This window comes from Acetobacteroides hydrogenigenes (assembly GCF_004340205.1).
GTDB lineage: Bacteria > Bacteroidota > Bacteroidia > Bacteroidales > ZOR0009 > Acetobacteroides > Acetobacteroides hydrogenigenes.
This window is the reverse complement of record NZ_SLWB01000001.1, coordinates 133,121-153,654: the sequence shown is the minus strand read 5'-3', so window position 1 is coordinate 153,654 and position 20,534 is coordinate 133,121. Positions and strand designations below refer to the sequence as shown.

Sequence of the window (20,534 nt, the reverse complement as noted above, 5' to 3'; positions counted from 1 at the left end):
GCTATAGAAGCCTTACGGCAGTGCCACTTACCGATACCATTAGCATGCTTTGGCCTATGGTTTCGTAGTCGATATCGATGCCGACAACCGCATTGGCTCCAAGGCGAATAGCGTCGTCGATAGCTTCGCGGAGCGCAGTATCCTTTGCCTCCTTAAGCACCTCTTCGTACGACGAAGATCGACCACCAACGATATCGCGAATGCCTGCCATAAAATCTCTGAAAATATTAGCACCGATTACGGTTTCACCAGTTACAATACCGAGGTATTCCACTATCTGACGTCCCTCGATGGATGGAGTTGTACTAACAATCATAATTAGGAGCATTAGGTTTATAGCGATAAAGTTAGAAAAACCTTTCGATAATTTGCATGCGCTTGGCAACTAACTAGCTTCCCGATTTGACGAAACCGTAGTGGGTGATTAAATTTGCATCACCAAACACATATAAACATCTTGATTTACCCAAATACTTTTGAGGAAAAGGTTGGATTCGACCGAATCCGACAGCTAACCGAGCGCTACTGCGCTACCGAGCTGGCTAAGGAGAAGTTGCATGTCGTTAAGCTATCCACCAATTACGAGTGGATTACCCGCGAGATATGCCTAGTGGAAGAGCTCCGCCAAATCCTTATGATGGAGGAGGGCTTCCCTCAGACGGGCTACGTTAACGTGGACAACCTCCTGAAGAAGCTGGCCGTTATTGGCACCTTTCTAGATCCCAACGAAATGGTGCTGCTCCGTAGCGCGCTGGACGTGGTAAACTCCATCCTCAGTTTCCTCCGAAGGGTTGATGCGGAGAAGTACCCCTACTTCGTGCGCATGTCGGAGGGGATAAGCGCATTCCCGTCGGTGGTTGCAGGTATCGATGGCATCATCGACCGATTTGGCAAGGTGAAGGATAACGCTTCGCCAAGGTTGCTGGAGATTCGCCGAGAGATCAGCGCTAAGGAGTCGCAGATATCGCGCAGGATGGCTGCCATCCTTAAGAGCGCCCAAGCTAGCGGTGTGGTAGACGAGGACGTACAGATTTCCATCCGCGAGGGGCGACCCGTGATTCCGGTGAGCGCTGCCAACAAGCGTAAGATAAAGGGATTCGTTCATGACGAATCGGCCACCGGAAAGACCTTCTACATTGAGCCCATAGAGGTGGTTGAGCTCAACAACGAGATAAAGGAGCTCTACTATGACGAGCGCCGCGAGATTGTGGTAATCCTAACCACCTTTGCCGACGGCCTGCGCCCGATGCTGCCCGATCTGTTGGGCGCCATCGACTATATGGCTACGGTCGATTTCGTTAAGGCAAAGGCCAAGGTGGCGCTAGATATCGATGCGGTAAAGCCGATTTTGGTCGACTATCCGCACCTGAGTTGGCGCAACGCCAAGCACCCAATCCTGATGCTTACCCTGAAGAAGGAGGGCAAGCAGGTGGTTCCGCTCAACATCGAGCTGAACAAGGATACCCACCTGCTGCTGATATCGGGGCCTAACGCCGGAGGTAAATCGGTATGCCTTACCACGGTTGGGCTGCTGCAGTACATGGTGCAATCGGGCTTCCTGGTTCCGCTATCCGAGATATCGGAGATGGGAATCTTCGAAAGCCTTCTTATAGATATTGGCGATGAGCAGAGCCTGGAGAACGACCTGAGCACCTACAGCTCGCACCTGCTCAACATGAAGATGTTCCTACGCAGCATCAGCCCCAAGTCTATCATCCTTATTGATGAGTTTGGTTCGGGAACCGAGCCTACCGTTGGTGGAGCAATCGCCGAGGCGCTGCTGGGCCAGTTCCTAGAGCGGAAGACCTTTGGGGTGATCACCACCCACTTCTCCAACCTAAAGTACTTCGCGTCGAACGCCAAGGGTATCGTCAACGGGGCAATGATGTTCGACGTTACCAACATCCAGCCGCTGTTTAAGCTGGAGATGGGCAAGCCCGGCAGCTCGTTTGCCTTCGAGATTGCGCGAAAGATCGGCTTGCCCGAGAGCGTGCTTGCCTCGGCCTCCGAAAAGGTGGGCGACGAGTACGTGAGCATGGAGAAGCAGCTTCGGCAGATTGCCCGCGACAAGAACTACTGGGAGGGCAAGCGCGATAAGATTAAGCGCAACGAAAAGCGGTTAGACGAGCTGGTGGCTAAGTTCGAAAAGGATCTCTTGGAGATTAAGGACCTGCGTAAGGATGTGGTAGAAAAGGCAAAGGTTGAGGCTAAGACGATTCTCTCCGAGGCCAACAAGAGCATCGAGCGTACCATTCGTGAGATTAAGGAGAGCAACGCCGAACGCGAAAAGACGCGCTTAGCCCGTCAACAGTTCGAAAAGGAGAAGGAGCGTATCGAGTCGGAATCGGAAGACGAGGATACACGCATCGCCCGTAAGATGGAGCAGCTGCGCCAGCGCCAAGAGCGGAAGTCTGAAAAGGTCGAAAAAGAGATTAAGGTTCCAACGGCGAAGGCGCAAAAGCCCTTCGAAGTTGGCGATAAGGTTCGTCTTAGAGGGCAGGATGCCGTTGGCGAAATCACCCAAATCTCCGGTAAAAACGCAACCGTCGCCTTTGGAAACATCTACACATCGGTAAAGGTGGAGAAACTGGATAGAGCCTCCAACGCCGAGTACCAGCAGAAGATCCGCGAAGACCGTACCGTTTCGTCGACCGTGGTGGAGATGAGCACCCGCCGCAACAACTTTAAGAGCAACGTCGACCTGCGCGGCATGCGCGCCGACGAGGCGCTGGAGATGGTGCGCGACCTGGTAGATGAGGCCATCATGCTCAGCATCTCCGACCTGCGCATCCTGCACGGCAAGGGTAACGGTATCCTAAAGCAGCTTATTCGCGACTACCTCAAAACGGTCGACCTGGTGAAGTCCTTCAGCGACGAGCGCGAGGAACTGGGCGGTGCCGGCATCACCATCGTGAAACTGGATGTTTAGCAAGGGGGGCTTAAAGATTCGTTATCCTTCACCTTCCTCTGGTGTCTAAAAATAAATGAGAAAGGCGGAACTCTTAGAGTCCCGCCTTTCTCGCAATTCAAGGTGCTTTAATTCCCTCTTACATTCCCATATTACACCTCTTTGTATATTGAAATTAATCCAACGACCTCTTGTCCTGTATTCTTAACTGGGTACTTATTCTTCTCTACCGTTTTGGTTGTTCCGTCCTTATAGGTTAGCTTTCCTTGCTGCTTTAGGAGCGGTGTTTGACTTTTCATAACGGCTTGGTCTTCCTTGTCTATTTCTTGGGCAACGTCAGCGGGGAATAGGTCGAAGGCTGTTTTGCCGAGGGCCTCCTCTATTCGATCTACGCCAAGCAGCATTCGGGCAGATTCGCTGGCCTTTACGTAGCGGCCCGAGCTGTCCTTAAAGTAAACATACTCCGATGTGCTTCGAAGTAGTGCTTCGAACATTTGGTTGTCGGTTGTAACCTTGTCCATTGCACGCTTTTGCTCTTCTTGAACACGGGCCATCTCCTCTTGCGTTGATTGTAGCTCCTCAAGGTTCTGGCGCATTTCCTCTTCTGCTGCAGCCATCTCTTCGGCCTGAATTTTGGTTTGTTCGAGTAGCTTAGCGGTATGCTCGTTGATGCGCACGTTTTTGAGCGTAGAGGCAATGCTCTCGGCCACCTTCTCCACAAACTTTACCTTATACTCGGCGATTGGCTCCAGCGATGCAAGTTCGATTACTCCGTTTACTTCTCCATCAACCTTAAGCGGAACAAGGAGAAGGCACCTAGGAGGCGTATCGCCTAGGCCAGAGGTTATGGTAATGTAGCTTTCTGGAACCTCCAGCAGGTATATGGGCTCGGCTTCTACGAAGCAGCGGCCAACAAGGCCTTCGTTAACCTCAAAGCGTTGTTCCATCATCTTACGACGGCTGTAGGCAAAGCAGGCTGTCATGTCCAGGTATTGCTTTTCGCTGTCGTTCTGAACGAATAGGCCTCCTTGGTTAATGCCTAGGTAGCGAACCAGGTTGCTGATGATCTGGTGCGACAGCTCCTTTATATCGGTATGGTTGCTGCGAAGGATTTCGGAGAATTTGGCTACCCCTTCGTTGGCCCAGTTGTTGATCTGCTCCTCCTGCTGGCGCTGCTGCTCCTGCTCCTTACTGCGGATTAGGCTTTCCTTCATCTCTATAAGGGCATTGCTGATGTCGTCGTTATCGCTTTGGCGGGCTAGGTTCTCGTTGAAGTTCCCTTTGCCGATCTCGAAGGCAAAGTGGACTGCGCTTCCTAGCGAGTCAATCAGGTTGTTCATGGAGCGGTATATCTGACCAATTTCGGTTTGATCGTCCGAGTTCAGCTTGGTTATGCTCTTAACCTCGCCCTTGCCCAGCTTGTTGATGCTTTGGTTGATCTCGTTAATAGGCTCGGTGATTCGTGTTGCAATAAAGCGGCTCAACGCGAGGCCAATTGCAAGGCCTACCAAGGACACCAAAATGGCGATAAGGGTGTTGGTGCGTGCTTTCTTGTAGAGCTCGTTATTCGGAATGGATAGGCCAAACGCCCAGGTGGTGTAGGTTTGATCGACATTTACCGGAACCACAAAGTGCGATTTGCCATTTAAATCGACGAAGTGAGGAGTTTGGTTGTTCTTGTCGTGGGTGATGGACTGGATGGTCTCCATCAGCTTGGGATCGGTATCGCTGGGGAGCGGCTTGGCGTTCATTGCGTCGTTGGTGTGGGCAACCACCTGACCATCGTGGGATATCAGGTAGGCCGATGCCCCTTCGGGAACCTCCGTTTTTTTGATGATGCGCTGTAGCTGTTGCAGCGGGATGTCTACGGCCACGCTGCCGATTACCTTATTCTTGTACTCAATTGGAGCCGATATCGACGCCACAAAAGCCGAGGGCGATCCGTTGGGATAGCTGCTCATGTAGGGGCGCGAGATGGCTGTCTTTCGTTCCGTCTCCGAGCGCTGAAGGCACTGGTCGAGCTCGCTCTGGTCGAAGTTCGGCTTATCGATGCGGGTCATCCCTACCTTGTCCTCTGTCGAGATAAAGGTGGCCCGGCCATCTCCGTTGCCAGCCTGTAGGTATCGCCTATCCAGCGATATGTAGGCCGCATGGTAGAGCGTGATGTCGTTGTACTTGGTCAGCCTTTGGGTGACATCGTTAAGAAGGTGCGAAATGGTGCTATCCTGTAGCGTCTTCCTCTCTTCGATTAGGTTGTCGATGGCAATGCTGAGCGTTCGAACGGTACCAATGGCTCGGTAGGTGCGCATCTTGGCTCCGGTGGCGTTTACCTGAGCCTGTTCGATGTAGTACTTTTGTGCGTTCGACGTACTGTTGCTCCAGTTCGTGTAGGTGAAGAATACCCCCGTCAGAAGTAGAATTGAACTAAACGAGATTCCCACCAATTTGAAAACTTTCCCCCTTAAAGTTTGATGCTTCTTAAGCGAAAAGAAGCCCCTGAATGATTCCAACATAGTTTTATTTAAAAATGTAGCGGTGTCGAAACTATTTATTTTTATGTCTCATAAAAGGGCTTGCTGTGCGATGGATTCTTATAAAGTATTAAACGGTTTTTGGCCGACAAGGGGCGTATGGATGGGGTTTTGCTCTTTTACTCTTAAGGCAAGAGACTTGTAATGGTGATTTGGACGGTATCTTAAAGGGCAAATCTTTGCATTGGCGTGTCGGTTTATGATTATTTTTCATTTATCCCATCTTTCCGAACGCTTAATGTGGCGGCGATAGGCTGTCTGATGCAATTTCCCCATAGGTTGAGCCGACGATGCCCTACGGCTAGCTTATCCTGGCTCTTGGATGGCTCAGCATCGCTTCGGAGAGGGGTGATGCCAGATCGGCCGATGGCCTAGCCCTACTTCCGATCGGTCTTGGGGGTGGTCCGTTGATCGGTTAAGCCATCGCCGTACCGGTCTTGGGGGTGGTTCGTTGATCGGTTAAGCCATCGCCGTACCGGTCTTGGGGGTGGTTCGTTGATCGGTTAGGCCATCGCCGTACCGGTCCTAGGGGTGGTCCCGATCGGTCATCGCACCGGTCCGAATCGGCGCTAGGGGTGGCGCTAATGCCGTTTGGGTGGACCTTAAACAAAGCCAACCCCATAAAAAAGGTTCCCGAAGGAACCTGTGGTACGCTATTCCGCAACCCTGTTATGGGATCGCGTATTACGAGTCCTGAATCAGGAGGCTTACACCAGCTATCCCTGACAGCCGGTACGTCTGGTTCGTGATACTTGTGCTGTGTGTAGTGATACCCTACTGTTGGATGGCCATACGCTACTTGTCGGGCTTATCCTTGCTAGCCTTACCCTTCCTGAAGTGCCCCCTAAGCTGGTTGTAGGCCTCGCTGGCACCCTGTACGTTGTTTCGGGTTAGGTACTGAAGATGGGCGTACTGGTCGATGGCGTCGTTGTAGTTGTCGAACTCGTGCATCATCTTGGCGCTTTCGAGCTTGTAGGCAACGGCGTTAATCCGCGACACCCAGCCCCCAATGGTGCTTCCGGCTAGGTTGTCGCTGGCGAATTCGGACCAGTCAATCAGCGGGGAGTTCAGCTGCGGCTGAGTTTTGGCGAGCTGCGACACATCGGCAACCAACAGCTTGTTGGCGTTTCCGCCGCCTCTGCCGTACAGGTGTCGATCCTCGTTGGTGATGACGGGCGTATTGGGGTTCACCAGCTGTTCGAGCGCGGTTATGTGCTCCTCAATTTCTTTTAGATGATCTTTCACCAGCTTGTCGGTAATCGAACTTTTCATAGGCGTAAAGTTTTTGAAATTCGTACGACCATGTAGCTGCATGGCTTTAATCTATTTTGGGTGCTCCTACAGCCCTAGCAGGGTTGCTGGCAGATCGCTACATCTGGACGAGCCGCAAGAGTGTCCTAAAGTTAGCAAGATGTTTCTTGTTAACAAACATTTCGAAGGCAAAGGCAGATGCTCTTTTCTCGGTTTCAATAGCTATCTTAGCAAGATGCATGGGTTGCTTAACGATGGATGCGTATGGATAAGGATGCTTTTGAAGGCGAGCTAAGGCTGCTGATGGACGATGGGGGTCGAAGCCCCAAGCAGGTGCTGGTGGATTTGGTTGGGCTGGTTCGGCCCAGCGTTGCCTCCGATACTGGTTACGCCCAAGAGCGCTTTGGGTGGCTGGTAGAGCTGCTCGAGCACGATGTTCAGCTTGCCGGGAGGGTCGCCGATAACCTTTTTGGCGTGCTTAGGAGCCACAGCTTCGAGAAGCTGTTTACCGAAAGCGGAATCGTATCAACCCGTAGCTTCTGGTCCGACCTGGTGGCCAAGCTAAACCGTAAGTTCCTGCCCGAGTACTACCCCGACAACGATGCCCGACTGCTGCTGCACGAGGTATTCCATCGTCGAACCGACTACCTTTGGCTTTCCATGCTTTCGTACGCCAGCTGGCACCGCTTTGTAGAGGCGCTCCGTAAATCCGGAGTGCCGCTCGAGCTGTCGGGTCTCGAAGGTGCCATTGCCGATTCGCTCATTGTGCTGGCCCAGCGCATCACCGCCATTGCCTACGAGCCCGAAATCGACTCGAAGCTGCCCGAACTGGAGAATATTAACTCCCCGTTTCTGGAGCTGGCGCGGGCCACCAACAAGCTGGTAAAGGCGCGCAGCAACCCTGCCTCAACCCACGAGGTAATCCGCTTCGAAGAGGCCATCCTTGGCCATCTGGATAGGTGCCGAAAGCTCATCGATCACATCTACGAGAATAAGGATCGCTACGGAGTTAGCATGCACTTCATCTACCTGATTAAGCGGTTCGAGCAGCAGGTAGAGCGCTATGCCATGCTCTTTATCACCATTTGGTCTTCTGATCGTAAGCGGGTAGACGACGGGATTTCGAACCTAATGGTACACCTCGTTAAGGTTGAAAAGCAGAGGAACAGCATCCGCAAGCACCTGCACACCAACACTCGGTTGCTTCTTTATAAGATAGCTGTAAACACCTCGAAGACGGGCGAACACTACAAGGTGGCCAACCTGAAAGAGTATGCTCAGATGTTTAGGGGTGCTCTTGGGGGGGGATTGGTTGTGGGAATTTTGGCCTGCCTTAAGCTTGGCGTGTCGTACCTGCCGCTGTCGCCTTTAGGCACAGCCGTAGGCTACAGCCTTAACTATGCAATGGGGTTTGTTGCCATATACATGCTGCACTTTACCCTTGCCACCAAGCAGCCTGCCATGACAGCCTCTACCATAGCCAAAACTCTAGCCAACGGAAGCACCGACCAGCTTGTTACTCCCGATACGTTGCTGCTGATACGCCAGATTGCCCGAAGCCAGTTTGTGTCGCTGCTGGGTAACGTAATGGCATCGCTACCTTTTGCATGGCTGCTAGCAGCTAGCCTTACCTATATTGGCGGCGGACATGTTGTTGATGCGGGGAAGAGCGTTGCCCTTATGAGCGATATCAGCCCTTGGACGAGCCTCTCGCTTTTCTATGCCGCCATTGCAGGGGTGTACCTGATGCTCTCGGGGCTTATTGCCGGATACTACGATAACTTGATTCTTCACAACAGCTTTTGCCTGCGGGTTAAATCGCACAGGGGGTTGAGGCGGCTGCTTGGCGAGCGACGTCTTAGCAGGCTGGCGCAATACCTTTCTAATAATATGGGGAACATAGCCGGAAATGTTGCGCTAGGGCTATTCCTTGGATCAACATCTACCCTAGGACACTTCATAGGACTTCCCTTGGATATTCGCCACGTCACATTCTCGGCTGCTAACTTTGGTATTGCGCTGGCCGATTACCCAGGGCTTCCATCGTTGGCGATGGTTGTCGAAGTGGCAGTAGGTGTTTTTGGTATTGGGTTGATGAACGTTGTTGTGAGCTTTGGCCTTTCCATTGCAATAGCCCTATACTCGCATGGAGCCAACCCATCCGATTACCTAAGGCTGGTAAGGGTATTGGTTCTAGACTTTGTTAGGGCTCCACACCAGTACATACTCCCGTTGAGGATTCCTAGGCGGAGGCGCTAGGGTTTTTACCGTGTTTCGTTTCCGGTATGGCGCTTGGCGTTTGCCACATTCTCCGATGTCCATTCTACTCGTTGGTTGAGAGGTGCAATTCTATGGATGCAGTCCTTCACCTCGCATATCGAGCAGGCCGAAAGGTGGCAGTCCTCCACGTGCACGCTCATCTCTACGTTAGGTCCGAACTTTTCAACGATAAGGCCTTCGAGTTGGCTGGCCTCGATGTGCGCTTCCTTTACGGTGATGTACCAAGGTACCGTTAGGTGGCAGTCTATATGGTACACCGCTCCGTACTTTACAATTCGAAAGTTGTGGAGGTCTACCCACTGCATCCGGCGGTTGCTATTGATGTGCTCAACAACTTCGGATATGAGCTTCGTGTCGGCTTCGTCCATAATTCCAGCAAGGGCATGCCGAACAATCTTTACTCCTTGGTAGATGATTAATCCTGCAAAGATCATCGCGGTAACGGCATCGAGCCAAGTTTTCCCCGTAAGCTTAAGGATGATTAGTCCAGCGATGATGCCTAGGGTGGTGTAGGTGTCCGATTGAAGGTGCTTGCCGCTGGCAACAAGGGCTAGCGATCGGGTCTTTCGGCCTTGGCGGATAGCCATTAGACCAACGCCGTAGTTTACAATTGCCGAGAAGAGCACAAGGTAGATCCCGTAGTCGAGCTTAGCCAATGGGGTGGGTGATATAAGGGCCAGTATCGATTTGTAGATAATGAGCGCTCCTGCAATGGCAATTAGCGCACCCTCGAATCCTGCCGATATGAACTCAACCTTTCCATGTCCGTAGGGGTGATTCTTATCGCGCGGAACCGCAGAAAGGTAAAGGCTGTATAGGCCAACAACGCCGCCAACCACGTTTACGATGCTCTCCATGGCATCGGTAAAAATGGCTACAGATCCGGTAATGTACCACGCTGCCGTTTTGATGGCAAAGAGCGATACGGCTACAACGGCAACTATCTTTTGTGCGCTTATATTCTGCTGGGCATTGTTTTGCATGATGTTTTTTTGTGTAAAGATAGAAGGGCTAGCCTACTTTACCAAAAAAAGCTAACCGAAGCCAGCAATGCCTTTATCTGGTGGACATGCTTCCTTTAATGTTGCAATTTGGTTGTTGATATAAGATGGGGCGCATTATGTATAGTGGCTTGTTCTTCCTGTTTTATTAGAAGATTAAACAGGCGAAATTTGGACGTGAAATAAATCGGAACTACTGGCATTGAGGAGGTCGACTCACATAGCATGGATAACGAGGGCTTACATAGTAATGGTTCTTACAACGTTTTTTCGATTTTCGTGATGCGTGCGGCGTGTGTTGTGATTCCATAGGGTGCTGAGTAGTTACAATAAATCTTGCAGAAGCATGAAACGAATAACCTTACCTTGTGTTGTGCTGCTGGTTGCGCTGGCGCAGCAATCGGTGGCAAAGAAGCCATCCCAAACAGCAGAGTTTGTCCCTCAATGGGCTAAGAGCGCGGTGTGGTACCAAATCTTTCCCGAACGGTTCCGTAATGGAGATCCCACCAACGATCCAACCGTGAACGACATTAAGGGGGCCGATCCTTCCGATCCGCCCAAGCAGTGGCAGGTGCACCCATGGGGTAGCGACTGGTACGAGCGTCAGCCCTACGAAAAGGCTAACGGCGAACCGGAACTCTGGAAGCATATTCTTCGTCGTCGCTATGGGGGCGACTTGCAGGGTATTATCGAAAAGCTCGACTACCTAAAGGGTATGGGCTTTAACGCTATCTACCTTAACCCTATTTTCGACTCGCCTTCGTCGCACAAGTACGATGGGGCCAGCTATCACCACATTGACCCAAATCTAGGCCCCGATCCGGTAGGCGATAGGGTGTTAATGGAAAAGGAAAATCCATTGGATCCATCCACTTGGGTGTGGACCAAGGCCGATTTGCTGGCGCTAAAGCTTATTAATGAGGCGCACAGCCGTGGTATTCGTATCATCTTCGATGGCGTTTTCAACCATTTAGGGATAAACAGCTTCGCATTTCGAGACTTGAAGAAGAACCAGCAGCAGTCGGCATATAAGGATTGGTTTACGGTTAAGTCGTACGACGATAGCGCTAAGGGAACCACGTTCGACTACGTTGGGTGGTTTGGAGTGAAGTCGCTACCCGAGCTGTGCGAGGATGAGAATGGCATTGTTGATGGCCCCAAGCAGTACATATTTGCCGCAACCCAGCGCTGGATGAACCCGAAGGGCATGGGAACAGCGTATGGCATCGATGGCTGGCGCCTGGATGTGGCCTACTGCATTGGACATCCCTTCTGGAAGCAGTGGCGCAAGCATGTTCGTTCCATCAATCCTGAAGCCTATTTGACTGCAGAGATTGTTGAAACTCCCGAAAAGGTTAAGCCTTACCTGATGGGCGATGAGTTTGATGGCGAAATGAACTACAACTTTGCCTTTACCTGTGCCGAGTTCTTCTTTAATCCCGATACGATGCGCATCAGCGCAACGCAGTTCGATAGAAAGCTGAAAGATTTGAGGGAGTACTACCCACAGGGCGTTGCCTATGTGGTGCAAAACCTCTTTGGCAGCCATGATGCCAACCGAATTGGATCGCACATTGTAAACCGTGGTGTTGGCAACTTCCGCAGCTGGGGCGAGTATTTTGGCAAGTCGCAGGCTGCAAATAATCCGAAGTATAGCGTTCGTAAGCCTAATGCAGAGGAGCTGCAGCTGCAAAAGCTTTTTGTGATTATGCAGATGACCTACGTTGGAGCGCCTATGGTGTACTACGGTGATGAGGTTGGCATGTGGGGCGGCAACGATCCCGACTGCCGTAAGCCAATGGTTTGGGACGACATTGCCTACGCCGATGAGGTGTACAACGTAGATGGCTCCAAGCGCACCCCCGATAGGGTGGAGGTAAACAAGGACCTTCAGGCGCACTACAAAAAGCTAGTTGAAATTCGACGATCTAATCCTGCGCTGCAATTGGGCTCCATCAAGACGCTTATTGCCGATGATGCTAAGGATGTTTACGTTTTTGAGCGCGAGTATATGGGGCGTAGGCTTATTGTAGCCCTAAACAACTCCAGCAAGGCGCAAACGGTAAGCGTTGCTGGAGTTAGCGGTAGGCAAATGAAGGATCTGCTTAACGGCCAAAGCTACAGTTCGGCGAAGGGGCGCTTAACGCTCAGCATATCGCCTAAATGGGGCGCTATCGTAAGGGTGCGCTAGCCGATTCAAGAAGCTGCACATATTAAGGTACTGCCAAGAGGGTGTCTGACATGCTACAGGCACCCTCTTTTAGCCTTGACCCTGCTTAGGGAACGACTTCCTCGACTGAATAAATCATTTTCTCGCTCGAATGAACGACTTGCCCGATCGAATAAATGATTTTTTAACTCGAATAAATCATTTACCCGAGCAAAAGAGTGATGTTTTGTTTCGGCAGATCCTTATCCTACGACCACCCATCTGCTCTTGGGGCTAAACGCCAAAGCGGGGTAGCGCTTCTAAGAGCCTACCCCGCTTTGATCTATTCTTGATTAGCACTATAAGTCGATGCTTGTATTCGGATTAACCTCCACCATGGCCTCCTCTGTGAAACGAATGATCCTAGAAGGGAACTTCTTAATGAGGTTGTAGTTGTGGGTTGCAACAATAACGGTGCAGCCGGTAATGCTGATCTCGAGCAGCAGCTTCATGATGTCTTCCGATGTTTCGGGGTCTAGGTTGCCCGTTGGTTCGTCGGCTAAAAGCACCTCGGGGTTGTTGAGTAGGGCACGGGCAATGGCAATGCGCTGCTGTTCGCCGCCCGATAGCTGAAACGGGAATTTGTAGTCCTTGAGCTCCATTTTTACCTTTTCGAGGACATCGTTGATGCGTTTGTCGATCTCAAACTTGTTCTTCCATCCGGTAGATTTAAGAACGAACTCAAGGTTTTCGCGCACCGAACGATCGTTTAGCAGCTGAAGATCCTGAAAAACGACCCCCAGCTTACGGCGGAGCATTGGAATTTCCTTGTTTCGTATCTTTCTAAGGTCGAATCCGCAAATGGAGCCTTCCCCTTCTTTTATGCCTATCTCGGCGGTAAGAACCTTTATCAGGCTAGACTTTCCGCTGCCCACCTTGCCAACAAGGTAGACAAGCTGCCCCTTTTCCACTTCTAGGTTAACGTTGTTCAGCACCATGTGGTTGCCTTGGTATATGGCCGCATTCTTTATCTCAATAATTGTGTTCAATGCCATTGCTGTAGTTTTTTAAGACCCTAAGAGGCTAAGCCTTTGTCTGAGCGGTTTGTTCCGAAAGCATCTCTCCGCGACACCTTCCCCTAGGGTTTGGGAAGGAAGGCTGGCATAGCGAATTGCCATTCAAAAATAGTAAATGTTTTAGTTCGCATTCGCTTACAAAATAAATAAATAAAGTGGAGAGAATCGGGGTGCTCGCAGCTATAAAATTTAGGTTGCTGCACGATGTTCGGACAAAACTTTCTATTTTTAGGCAGAATCTATTCTCAAGTCAATGGTAAAAAACTTAGCTAAAGGTTGTGTTTCCTTCCTATTCTTTGTGATTGTAAGCTACTCAGGAATAGGACAAACCACGCAGATCAATAGAAGTGAGGAGCGCCTATATCGTGAGGCGCTGGAGTTGTTCGAGAAGGAAAAGTATGCATCCGCTCAGCATCTTTTCGAGGAGTATCTTTCGGCGGTAGGCTCCAAAAATACGATGCAGAAGGGGAATGCCGAGTTCTACAAGGCAATGTGCGGCGTTCATCTCGAAAATCGGGATGCCGAACGCGAGGTGCGTAGCTTCGTGATGCACTATCCCGAAAACCAAAAGGTAAACTATGCAAACTTTGCTTTAGGAAATCTTTACTACAAGCAAAAGAAGTATGCCGATGCGGTTTACTGGTATGGTAGGGTTGAAACCAATGCCCTTGGATTCAACGATAAGTGCGAGTGCTTCTTTAAGAGAGGCCTGTCGTACTACTACATTAACAAGAAGGACTTGGCGGCGCAATCTTTTGCCGCCATAAAGGATGTAGATAACAAGTACTCGTCGCCGGCAACCTACTACTACTCGCAGATTGCCTACGAGGAGAAGAACTACGCTACCGCGTTAAAAGGATTTACGGTGCTGCTCAACGATGAGTCGTTTGGGCCAATTGCGCCCTACTATATCGTTCAGATATACTACATCCAGCGCAACTACGAAAAGGTGATAGAGCAGGGGCCAAAGCTGCTCGAATCGTCTACGCAGTCGCGTTCTGCCGAGATATCGCGCCTAATTGGCGAGTCGTACTACCGGTTGAAGATGTACCCCGAGGCCTTGCCCTACATCAACCGCTATGCCGACGAGGCCAAGAACATAACCCGAGAGGATAGCTACCTGATCGGCTTCATCAACTTTAAGGCAAACAACCATAAAAAGGCGGTAGAGTCGTTCGAGCGTATTGTTTCTGGCGACGACTCGTTGAGCCAAAACGCCTACTACCACCTTGCCTATAGCCAAATGCAGCTCGATGCCAAGCAAAAAGCCCTTCAGGCATTCGGCATGGCATCTAAAATGAGCTTCGATAAGGATATTCAGGAAGACGCGCTTTTCAACTTTGCCAAGCTAACCTTCGAACTTAACTATAATCCGTTTAACGAGGCCATCACGGCATTTAACAGCTACATCGAAAAGTATCCCAATAGCCCACGCGTTGACGATGCCTACGAGTACCTGATGATTGCCTACACCAATACGAAAAACTACAAGGCCGCGCTCGAATCGCTGCAAAAGATAAAGAAGCAGGACGTCAAGACGAAGTCGGCCATTCAGCGCGTTGCCTACTATCGCGGGCTGGAGCAATTCCAGAACTTGAACTTTAAGGATGCAATTGCATCGTTCGATTTGTCGTTAGAGAACTCGAGCTACAATCACACGCTTGGAGCACTGACGAAGTATTGGAAGGGCGAGAGCTTCTACCGATTAGAGGACTACGATAGCGCCCAGAGGCTTTATGGTGAGTTCTTGCTTGCTGCTGGTGCCTTCGATCAGTCAGAGTATAAGCTTGCCCACTATGGACTAGGCTATAGTGCCTTTAAGCAAAAGAAGTACGACGAGAGTATGGTCTGGTTTCGTAAGTATACCAGCTTCCAAGAAGTTCCTTCGAAACCAGCATTGGCCGATGCCTACAATCGTATAGCTGATATTCTCTTCTTCGAGCGAAAGTATTGGCTGGCAATTGAGAACTACGATAAGGCTTATGCGCTCAACGCCTCCGATCCCGACTACGCACTTTATCAGCGTAGCTTCGCGCTTGGCTTGGTCGATCGTCCCGAGCGAAAGATCGAGTCGATGAATACCTTCCTTCAGAAGTATCCAAAATCACCGCTTGTAGACGATGCCCTGTTTGAAATAGGTCGCACTTACACTCAAATCGAGCAGTTTGACAAGGCAGAGGAAACATTCCAGAAACTGGTGGATAAGAATAAGGGGTCGAACTACTATATAAAGGCTCTTGTAGAGTTAGGCTTGATTAACGTGAACAAGAACGACGACGATAAGGCGCTTGAGTACTATAAAAGGGTTGTGGAAGATTTCCCTGGAACCAACGAGGCTAAGAATTCGCTTCTTGCTATAAAGGAAATTTATGTCGATAAGAATGATGTGGATTCATACTTTACCTATGCTCAGAAGTTGGGTAAGGATGTAAGCCTTGGCATGGCCGAAAAGGATTCGCTGATGTATTCTGCTTCGGAGCGCGCGTATTTGGCTAATGACTGCGCCAAGGCAATTCCAGGGTTTAAGAAGTACATAGCAACCTTCCCTAATGGCGACTTCCTGCTAAACTCGTACTTCTATCTGGCCGATTGCCAAGAGCGAAGCGGAAACCTTGGCGATGCTGCTACAGCCTACAAGTACGTTAGCGAAATGCCAAAGAACCAATTCTCGGAGGTGTCGCTTAAAAAGTATGCTAATATAAGCTTTGGCTTAAAGAACTATAAGGAGGCATTAGCAGCCTACGAAAAGTTGGAGGTTAATGCCGAGAATAAGTCGACCCTACTTGAAGCGCGTGTTGGAATGATGCGAAGCGCCAACGAGGAAAAGCTGCTCCAGCAGGCAGCAGATGGCGCAACTAAGCTGCTATCAACCGAAAAGGCTTCGGCAGAGCTGCTTCGTGAGGCCCATTACGTAAAGGCTAAGTCGCTTTACGGTTTGGGAGATTTGGATGGTGCTTCTGCCGAATTTGCTCAGATTGCCACCAACGTTCGTACCAAAGAGGGTGCCGAGGCTAAGTTTATGAAGATTCAAATCTCCTATCAGCAAAAGAAGCTTGATGCGGTGGAGAAGGAAGTGTTCGAGTTTGCCGATATGAATACTCCATTCCAGTACTGGATCGGAAAGAGTTTCTTGATACTTGGACGATTGTACATGGATAAAAATGATGCCTTCCAAGCTAAAGCAACGATCCAAAGTGTTCTGGATGGTTACTCCGTAAAGGATGATGGGGTAGTTGATGAAGCAAATAAGCTGCTGAAGGAGATCGAAGAGATCGAAAAGGCAAAGCAGAACGTTCAACAAGCACCGGTTGAGGTTATTCAAAAGTAAGCAATGATGAAGAAGATTCTATACACGTTACTTGCGCTGGCTCCCGTAGCTGCGCTTGCACAAACCCAAGAGAAAACGCTTAACAAGCAGGTTGAGGTAACCCGTTCGTACGAGCCTACCATCAACGATGCTTCTAAGCTAAACATAATGCCTAAGATTACGGATACGCTTAAGCTAACCCCTAACTTTAAGTACTCCATATTCTCGAAACCATTAGAGTCGTACTTTCCGGTAAAGCCTATTGCAGCGGCAAAGCTGGTGGACGAACCGAAAACCGATTTGTACGACTTCTTTATTCGAGGCGGTATTGGCAACTACTCTACCACGCTTTTTGATATCTACTACAATAGTCCGCGGAACCAAGACTACAGCTATGGTGCCTACTTTAAGCATCGCGCTTCAACGGGCAAGGTAGAGTTGGAAAAAGGACCTAAGGTTCCAACAAATAATTCGAAGAATGAGATTGCCCTTTTTGGAAAGAAGATCTTTAGTAGTGCAATTTTAAGCGGAGGAGTATCCTATAGCCACAATCGGAACCTGTTTTATGGCATTGATTCGGCCCAGATGGCTAAGCCTACGTTCCGCTTCAATAAAGATTCCTTAACGCAGTATTTTAATAATATTAGAGCAGAGGTTAACCTAAAGTCGTTTTACCTAGACTCTACTCACATCAACTACAAAGCATCGGTTGGCTACGATTACTACAACGATAAGTCTGATTTTGGTGAAAATCACGTTTCGGTAGGAGGTGAAGTCTTTAAGTATATTCAGAAAGACTACTTAGGTGCTGGCTTGAATATATTGCACGTTGGCAAATCGGGTAGTTTCGATACCGTGTCGAATACGGTAGTTTCGGTTTTGCCAATGCTACGCAAGTATGGAAGTTTTTATACGGCATCAATTGGGGTGAACTTTACCAACGATGTGTGGGGCAATAACACTAGAAGCTACTTCTTCCCTATGGGGCATTTGACCCTCGATGCTGCTGGTAGTTTTTTTGTTCCCTATGTTAAGGTTGGAGGCTATCTTGAGGTGAACTCCTACAAGAAGATTACCTCTGAAAATTCTTTTGTAATGCCGGGGATTTACGTGGAAAATACGGCGCATAAGATGGTACTCTCTGGAGGAATAAAGGGTAATGTAAGCGCCTCTGTATCGTACAACGTTTGGGGTGGCTACGAGCTGATCGATCATCAGTTCTTCTTCCTTAACGAGAAGGGAAGCAAGCGCTACTATAACAATTTCAACGTGATTTACGATAATATGTCGAAGACAACCTTTGGCGGTGAGATTGCCCTAGCCGTAAAGAATTTCTTGGATATTGGTGTGCGCGCACAGGTCTACAGTTACTCGCTGGATAACGAGGCAAAGGCTTGGGGTATGCCAGCCTTCGAATCGTCGGTTGATGCAGCCTACCGCCATAACGAGAAATGGACGTTTAAGGCATCTGTATTTACCGTTGGATCGCGCTACGTAAGATGGATGGACAACTACAACAGCAAGGGTGAACTTATCTTGCCAAGGATGCCTGCTGTTAAGTTAAGCTCGTTTGTTGACGTTAATATTGGTTGTGAATACCAATTCACCAAGCGTATTCATGCCTTCATCAATATCAACAACCTGCTAAATAGCAATTCGGACACCTACTACCAGTACAGAACCTACGGGATTAATGGCGTAGTAGGGGCTAGTTACTCGTTTTAGCACTGGCTGGGGCTAGGTTAAGCTGTTAAAAGCTAGCAATAATCTTTTGCCCTAAAGGTTGCTATTGGCTCGTTTTTGGGATATAATTGCTATATTTGCATGTAATCCTGCCTAAGTTAATTAAGGATTAATCTTAGGCAGGATTTTTACATGAATAGTACGATCAAAAAACATAAATTTTTGCAAGTAATGAGCAATCTTGACGCAGAAAACAATGAACTCAATTCAAACAATAGCTACTCGGCCGATAGTATTCAGGTGCTCGAAGGGCTTGAGGCAGTTCGCAAGCGTCCGTCGATGTACATTGGCGATGTGGGAGTCCGTGGATTACACCACTTGGTTTACGAGGTAGTAGACAACTCTATTGACGAAGCTCTTGCCGGATATTGTAAGAACATCAACGTATACATAAACGAAGATAACTCCATTACCGTTGAGGACGATGGTCGTGGTATTCCTACCGATTTTCACGAAAAGGAGCAGAAATCGGCCCTTGAAGTGGTGCTAACCGTGCTCCATGCCGGTGGTAAGTTTAACAAGGATTCCTACAAGGTTTCTGGTGGCCTTCACGGGGTGGGGGTGTCGTGCGTAAATGCGCTTTCTATAAAGCTTGTTGCCGATATCTACCGCAATGGTAAGCACTACCGTCAGGAGTACAGCCAAGGAAAGCCAATGACGGAAGTCGAGATTATGGGTGATACCGACCGTACCGGAACTACCATCACCTTTAAGCCCGATGCTGAAATCTTTACAACAACCGAGTATAGCTATGATATCCTGTCGGCTCGTTTGAGAGAGCTAGCTTTCCTAAACAAGGGGATTAGCCTCAATATTAAGGATAGACGCGAAGTTGAGGAGCAAATCTTGGAGGATGGATCATCGGTCTCTGGTTATAAAAATGACAGTTTTTACTCTGAGTTAGGCCTGCGCGAGTTTGTTGATTACCTTGACGGAACCCGCGAAAAGCTAACCGAAAACCCTATCTTTATTGAAGGAGAAAAGAACGGAGTTCCTGTGGAGATTGCCTTCCAGTACAATACCAGCTTTTCGGAGAACGTTCACTCGTACGTAAACAACATCAACACCATAGAGGGAGGTACTCACCTTACCGGTTTCCGTCGCGGATTAACGCGTACCCTTAAAAAGTATGCCGACGAATCGGGAGCACTCAGCAAAGTGAAGTTCGAAATTAACGGCGACGACTTCCGCGAAGGTTTAACGGCCGTTGTATCGGTTAAGGTTGCCGAGCCTCAGTTCGAGGGGCAAACCAAGACGAAACTGGGAAACTCGGAGGTTTCGTTGGCCGTAGATCAGGCAACCAGCGCAGCATTGGAGGCCTACCTCGAGGAGAATCCAAAGGATGCCCGACAGATTGTTTCGAAGGTGATTCTTGCGGCTACTGCCCGTCACGCAGCCCGTAAGGCGCGTGAGATGGTTCAGCGTAAAACCGTTCTTTCGGGATCGGGGCTGCCCGGTAAGCTGGCCGACTGCTCGGAGCGCGATCCTGGCGTGTGCGAGATCTTCTTCGTCGAGGGAGACTCGGCAGGTGGTACGGCTAAGCAAGGTCGCGACCGCAAATTCCAGGCAATTATGCCGCTTCGTGGTAAAATCCTGAATGTGGAAAAGGCCATGCAGCATAAGATCTTCGAGAACGAGGAAATCAAGAACATGTTTACTGCGCTTGGCGTTAGTATCGGAACCGAGGAGGATAGCAAGGCACTTAACCTAGCTAAACTCCGCTACCACAAAATCATCATCATGACCGATGCCGACGTAGACGGTAGCCACATTTCGACCCTGATGATGACCTTCTTCTTCCGATACATGTTCGATCTGATTAAGGAAGGATACCTATACATTGCCACTCCACCGCTCTACTCGGTTAAGAAGGGCAATAAGCAGGTGTACTGCTGGAACGAGGATGAGCGCGATAGGGTTAGCGTGGAGATGAGCGGCGGTCGCGAAGGCTCGGTTCACGTTCAGCGATACAAAGGTCTTGGAGAGATGAATGCCGAGCAGCTTTGGGAAACCACTATGAGTCCTGAGAATCGTATTCTTCGTCAGGTTACCATTGACAGCGCTGCCGAGGCCGATCGTATCTTCTCGATGCTCATGGGCGATGAGGTTCCTCCACGCCGCGAGTTTATCGAGCGAAATGCGAAGTACGCCAAGATAGATGCGTAATAGCCAACTGTTAGACAATAGACTTTAGATATTAAAGAGGAGGGTGCTAAGCCTTCCTCTTTTTTTAGCGAAAGGTGTTGCATGTTTAGCTGTTTTCTATTCATAGGCCATGGTAGAATAGT

11 protein-coding genes are annotated in these 20,534 nt (G+C 49.5%); 6 read left to right on the top strand and 5 right to left on the bottom strand.

Annotation, left to right across the window (positions count from 1 at the left end; translation table 11 throughout):
• Position 1 precedes the first annotated feature (1 nt).
• Positions 2-316: a YbjQ family protein gene (locus CLV25_RS00485; protein ID WP_131837670.1), complete on the bottom strand. Its 315-nt coding sequence runs from the start codon at positions 314-316 to the stop codon at positions 2-4.
• Between the two features lie 141 nt (positions 317-457).
• Here CLV25_RS00485 and CLV25_RS00480 point away from each other — a divergent pair, with 141 nt between their 5' ends.
• The gene (locus tag CLV25_RS00480; protein WP_131837669.1) at positions 458-2,929 is read left to right on the top strand and encodes an endonuclease MutS2; all 2,472 of its coding nucleotides are present in this window, start codon (positions 458-460) and stop codon (positions 2,927-2,929) included.
• Positions 2,930-3,060: 131 nt separating this feature from the next.
• On the opposite strand, the gene CLV25_RS00475 is transcribed toward CLV25_RS00480, so the two are convergent.
• Both CLV25_RS00475 and CLV25_RS00470 read right to left on the bottom strand, forming a co-directional pair.
• Positions 3,061-5,421 carry a GAF domain-containing protein gene (locus CLV25_RS00475; protein ID WP_131837668.1) on the bottom strand — a complete coding sequence of 787 codons (2,361 nt, stop codon included), beginning with the start codon at positions 5,419-5,421 and terminating at the stop codon, positions 3,061-3,063.
• An 813-nt stretch (positions 5,422-6,234) separates the two neighbouring features.
• On the bottom strand, positions 6,235-6,711 hold the full coding sequence (locus CLV25_RS00470) for a hypothetical protein (RefSeq protein ID WP_131837667.1): 477 nt from the start codon (positions 6,709-6,711) through the stop codon (positions 6,235-6,237).
• 243 nt (positions 6,712-6,954) lie between these two features.
• Here CLV25_RS00470 and CLV25_RS00465 point away from each other — a divergent pair, with 243 nt between their 5' ends.
• Positions 6,955-8,949: a site-specific recombinase gene (locus tag CLV25_RS00465; RefSeq protein WP_165876942.1), complete on the top strand. Its 1,995-nt coding sequence runs from the start codon at positions 6,955-6,957 to the stop codon at positions 8,947-8,949.
• A 5-nt stretch (positions 8,950-8,954) separates the two neighbouring features.
• On the opposite strand, the gene CLV25_RS00460 is transcribed toward CLV25_RS00465, so the two are convergent.
• On the bottom strand, positions 8,955-9,953 hold the full coding sequence (locus CLV25_RS00460; protein ID WP_131837665.1) for a cation diffusion facilitator family transporter: 999 nt from the start codon (positions 9,951-9,953) through the stop codon (positions 8,955-8,957).
• Positions 9,954-10,317: 364 nt separating this feature from the next.
• On the opposite strand from CLV25_RS00460, the gene CLV25_RS00455 reads away from it, so the two are divergent.
• On the top strand, positions 10,318-12,162 hold the full coding sequence (locus CLV25_RS00455) for a glycoside hydrolase family 13 protein (RefSeq protein WP_131837664.1): 1,845 nt from the start codon (positions 10,318-10,320) through the stop codon (positions 12,160-12,162).
• A gap of 317 nt (positions 12,163-12,479) precedes the next feature.
• Here CLV25_RS00455 and CLV25_RS00450 read toward each other — a convergent pair whose 3' ends face one another.
• Entirely contained in the window at positions 12,480-13,175 is a 696-nt protein-coding gene (locus CLV25_RS00450; protein ID WP_131837663.1) for a cell division ATP-binding protein FtsE, read from the bottom strand.
• Positions 13,176-13,449: 274 nt separating this feature from the next.
• Here CLV25_RS00450 and CLV25_RS00445 point away from each other — a divergent pair, with 274 nt between their 5' ends.
• The 3 genes from CLV25_RS00445 (at position 13,450) to gyrB (ending at position 20,412) form a co-directional block, all read left to right on the top strand.
• Positions 13,450-16,524, top strand: a complete 3,075-nt coding sequence (locus tag CLV25_RS00445) for a tetratricopeptide repeat protein (protein ID WP_131837662.1) — start codon at positions 13,450-13,452, stop codon at positions 16,522-16,524.
• Positions 16,525-16,530: 6 nt separating this feature from the next.
• Positions 16,531-18,228, top strand: a complete 1,698-nt coding sequence (locus tag CLV25_RS00440; protein ID WP_131837661.1) for a TonB-dependent receptor — start codon at positions 16,531-16,533, stop codon at positions 18,226-18,228.
• Positions 18,229-18,417: 189 nt separating this feature from the next.
• The gene (gene gyrB / locus CLV25_RS00435; RefSeq protein ID WP_131837660.1) at positions 18,418-20,412 is read left to right on the top strand and encodes a DNA topoisomerase (ATP-hydrolyzing) subunit B; all 1,995 of its coding nucleotides are present in this window, start codon (positions 18,418-18,420) and stop codon (positions 20,410-20,412) included.
• The last annotated feature ends 122 nt before the right edge of the window (positions 20,413-20,534 follow it).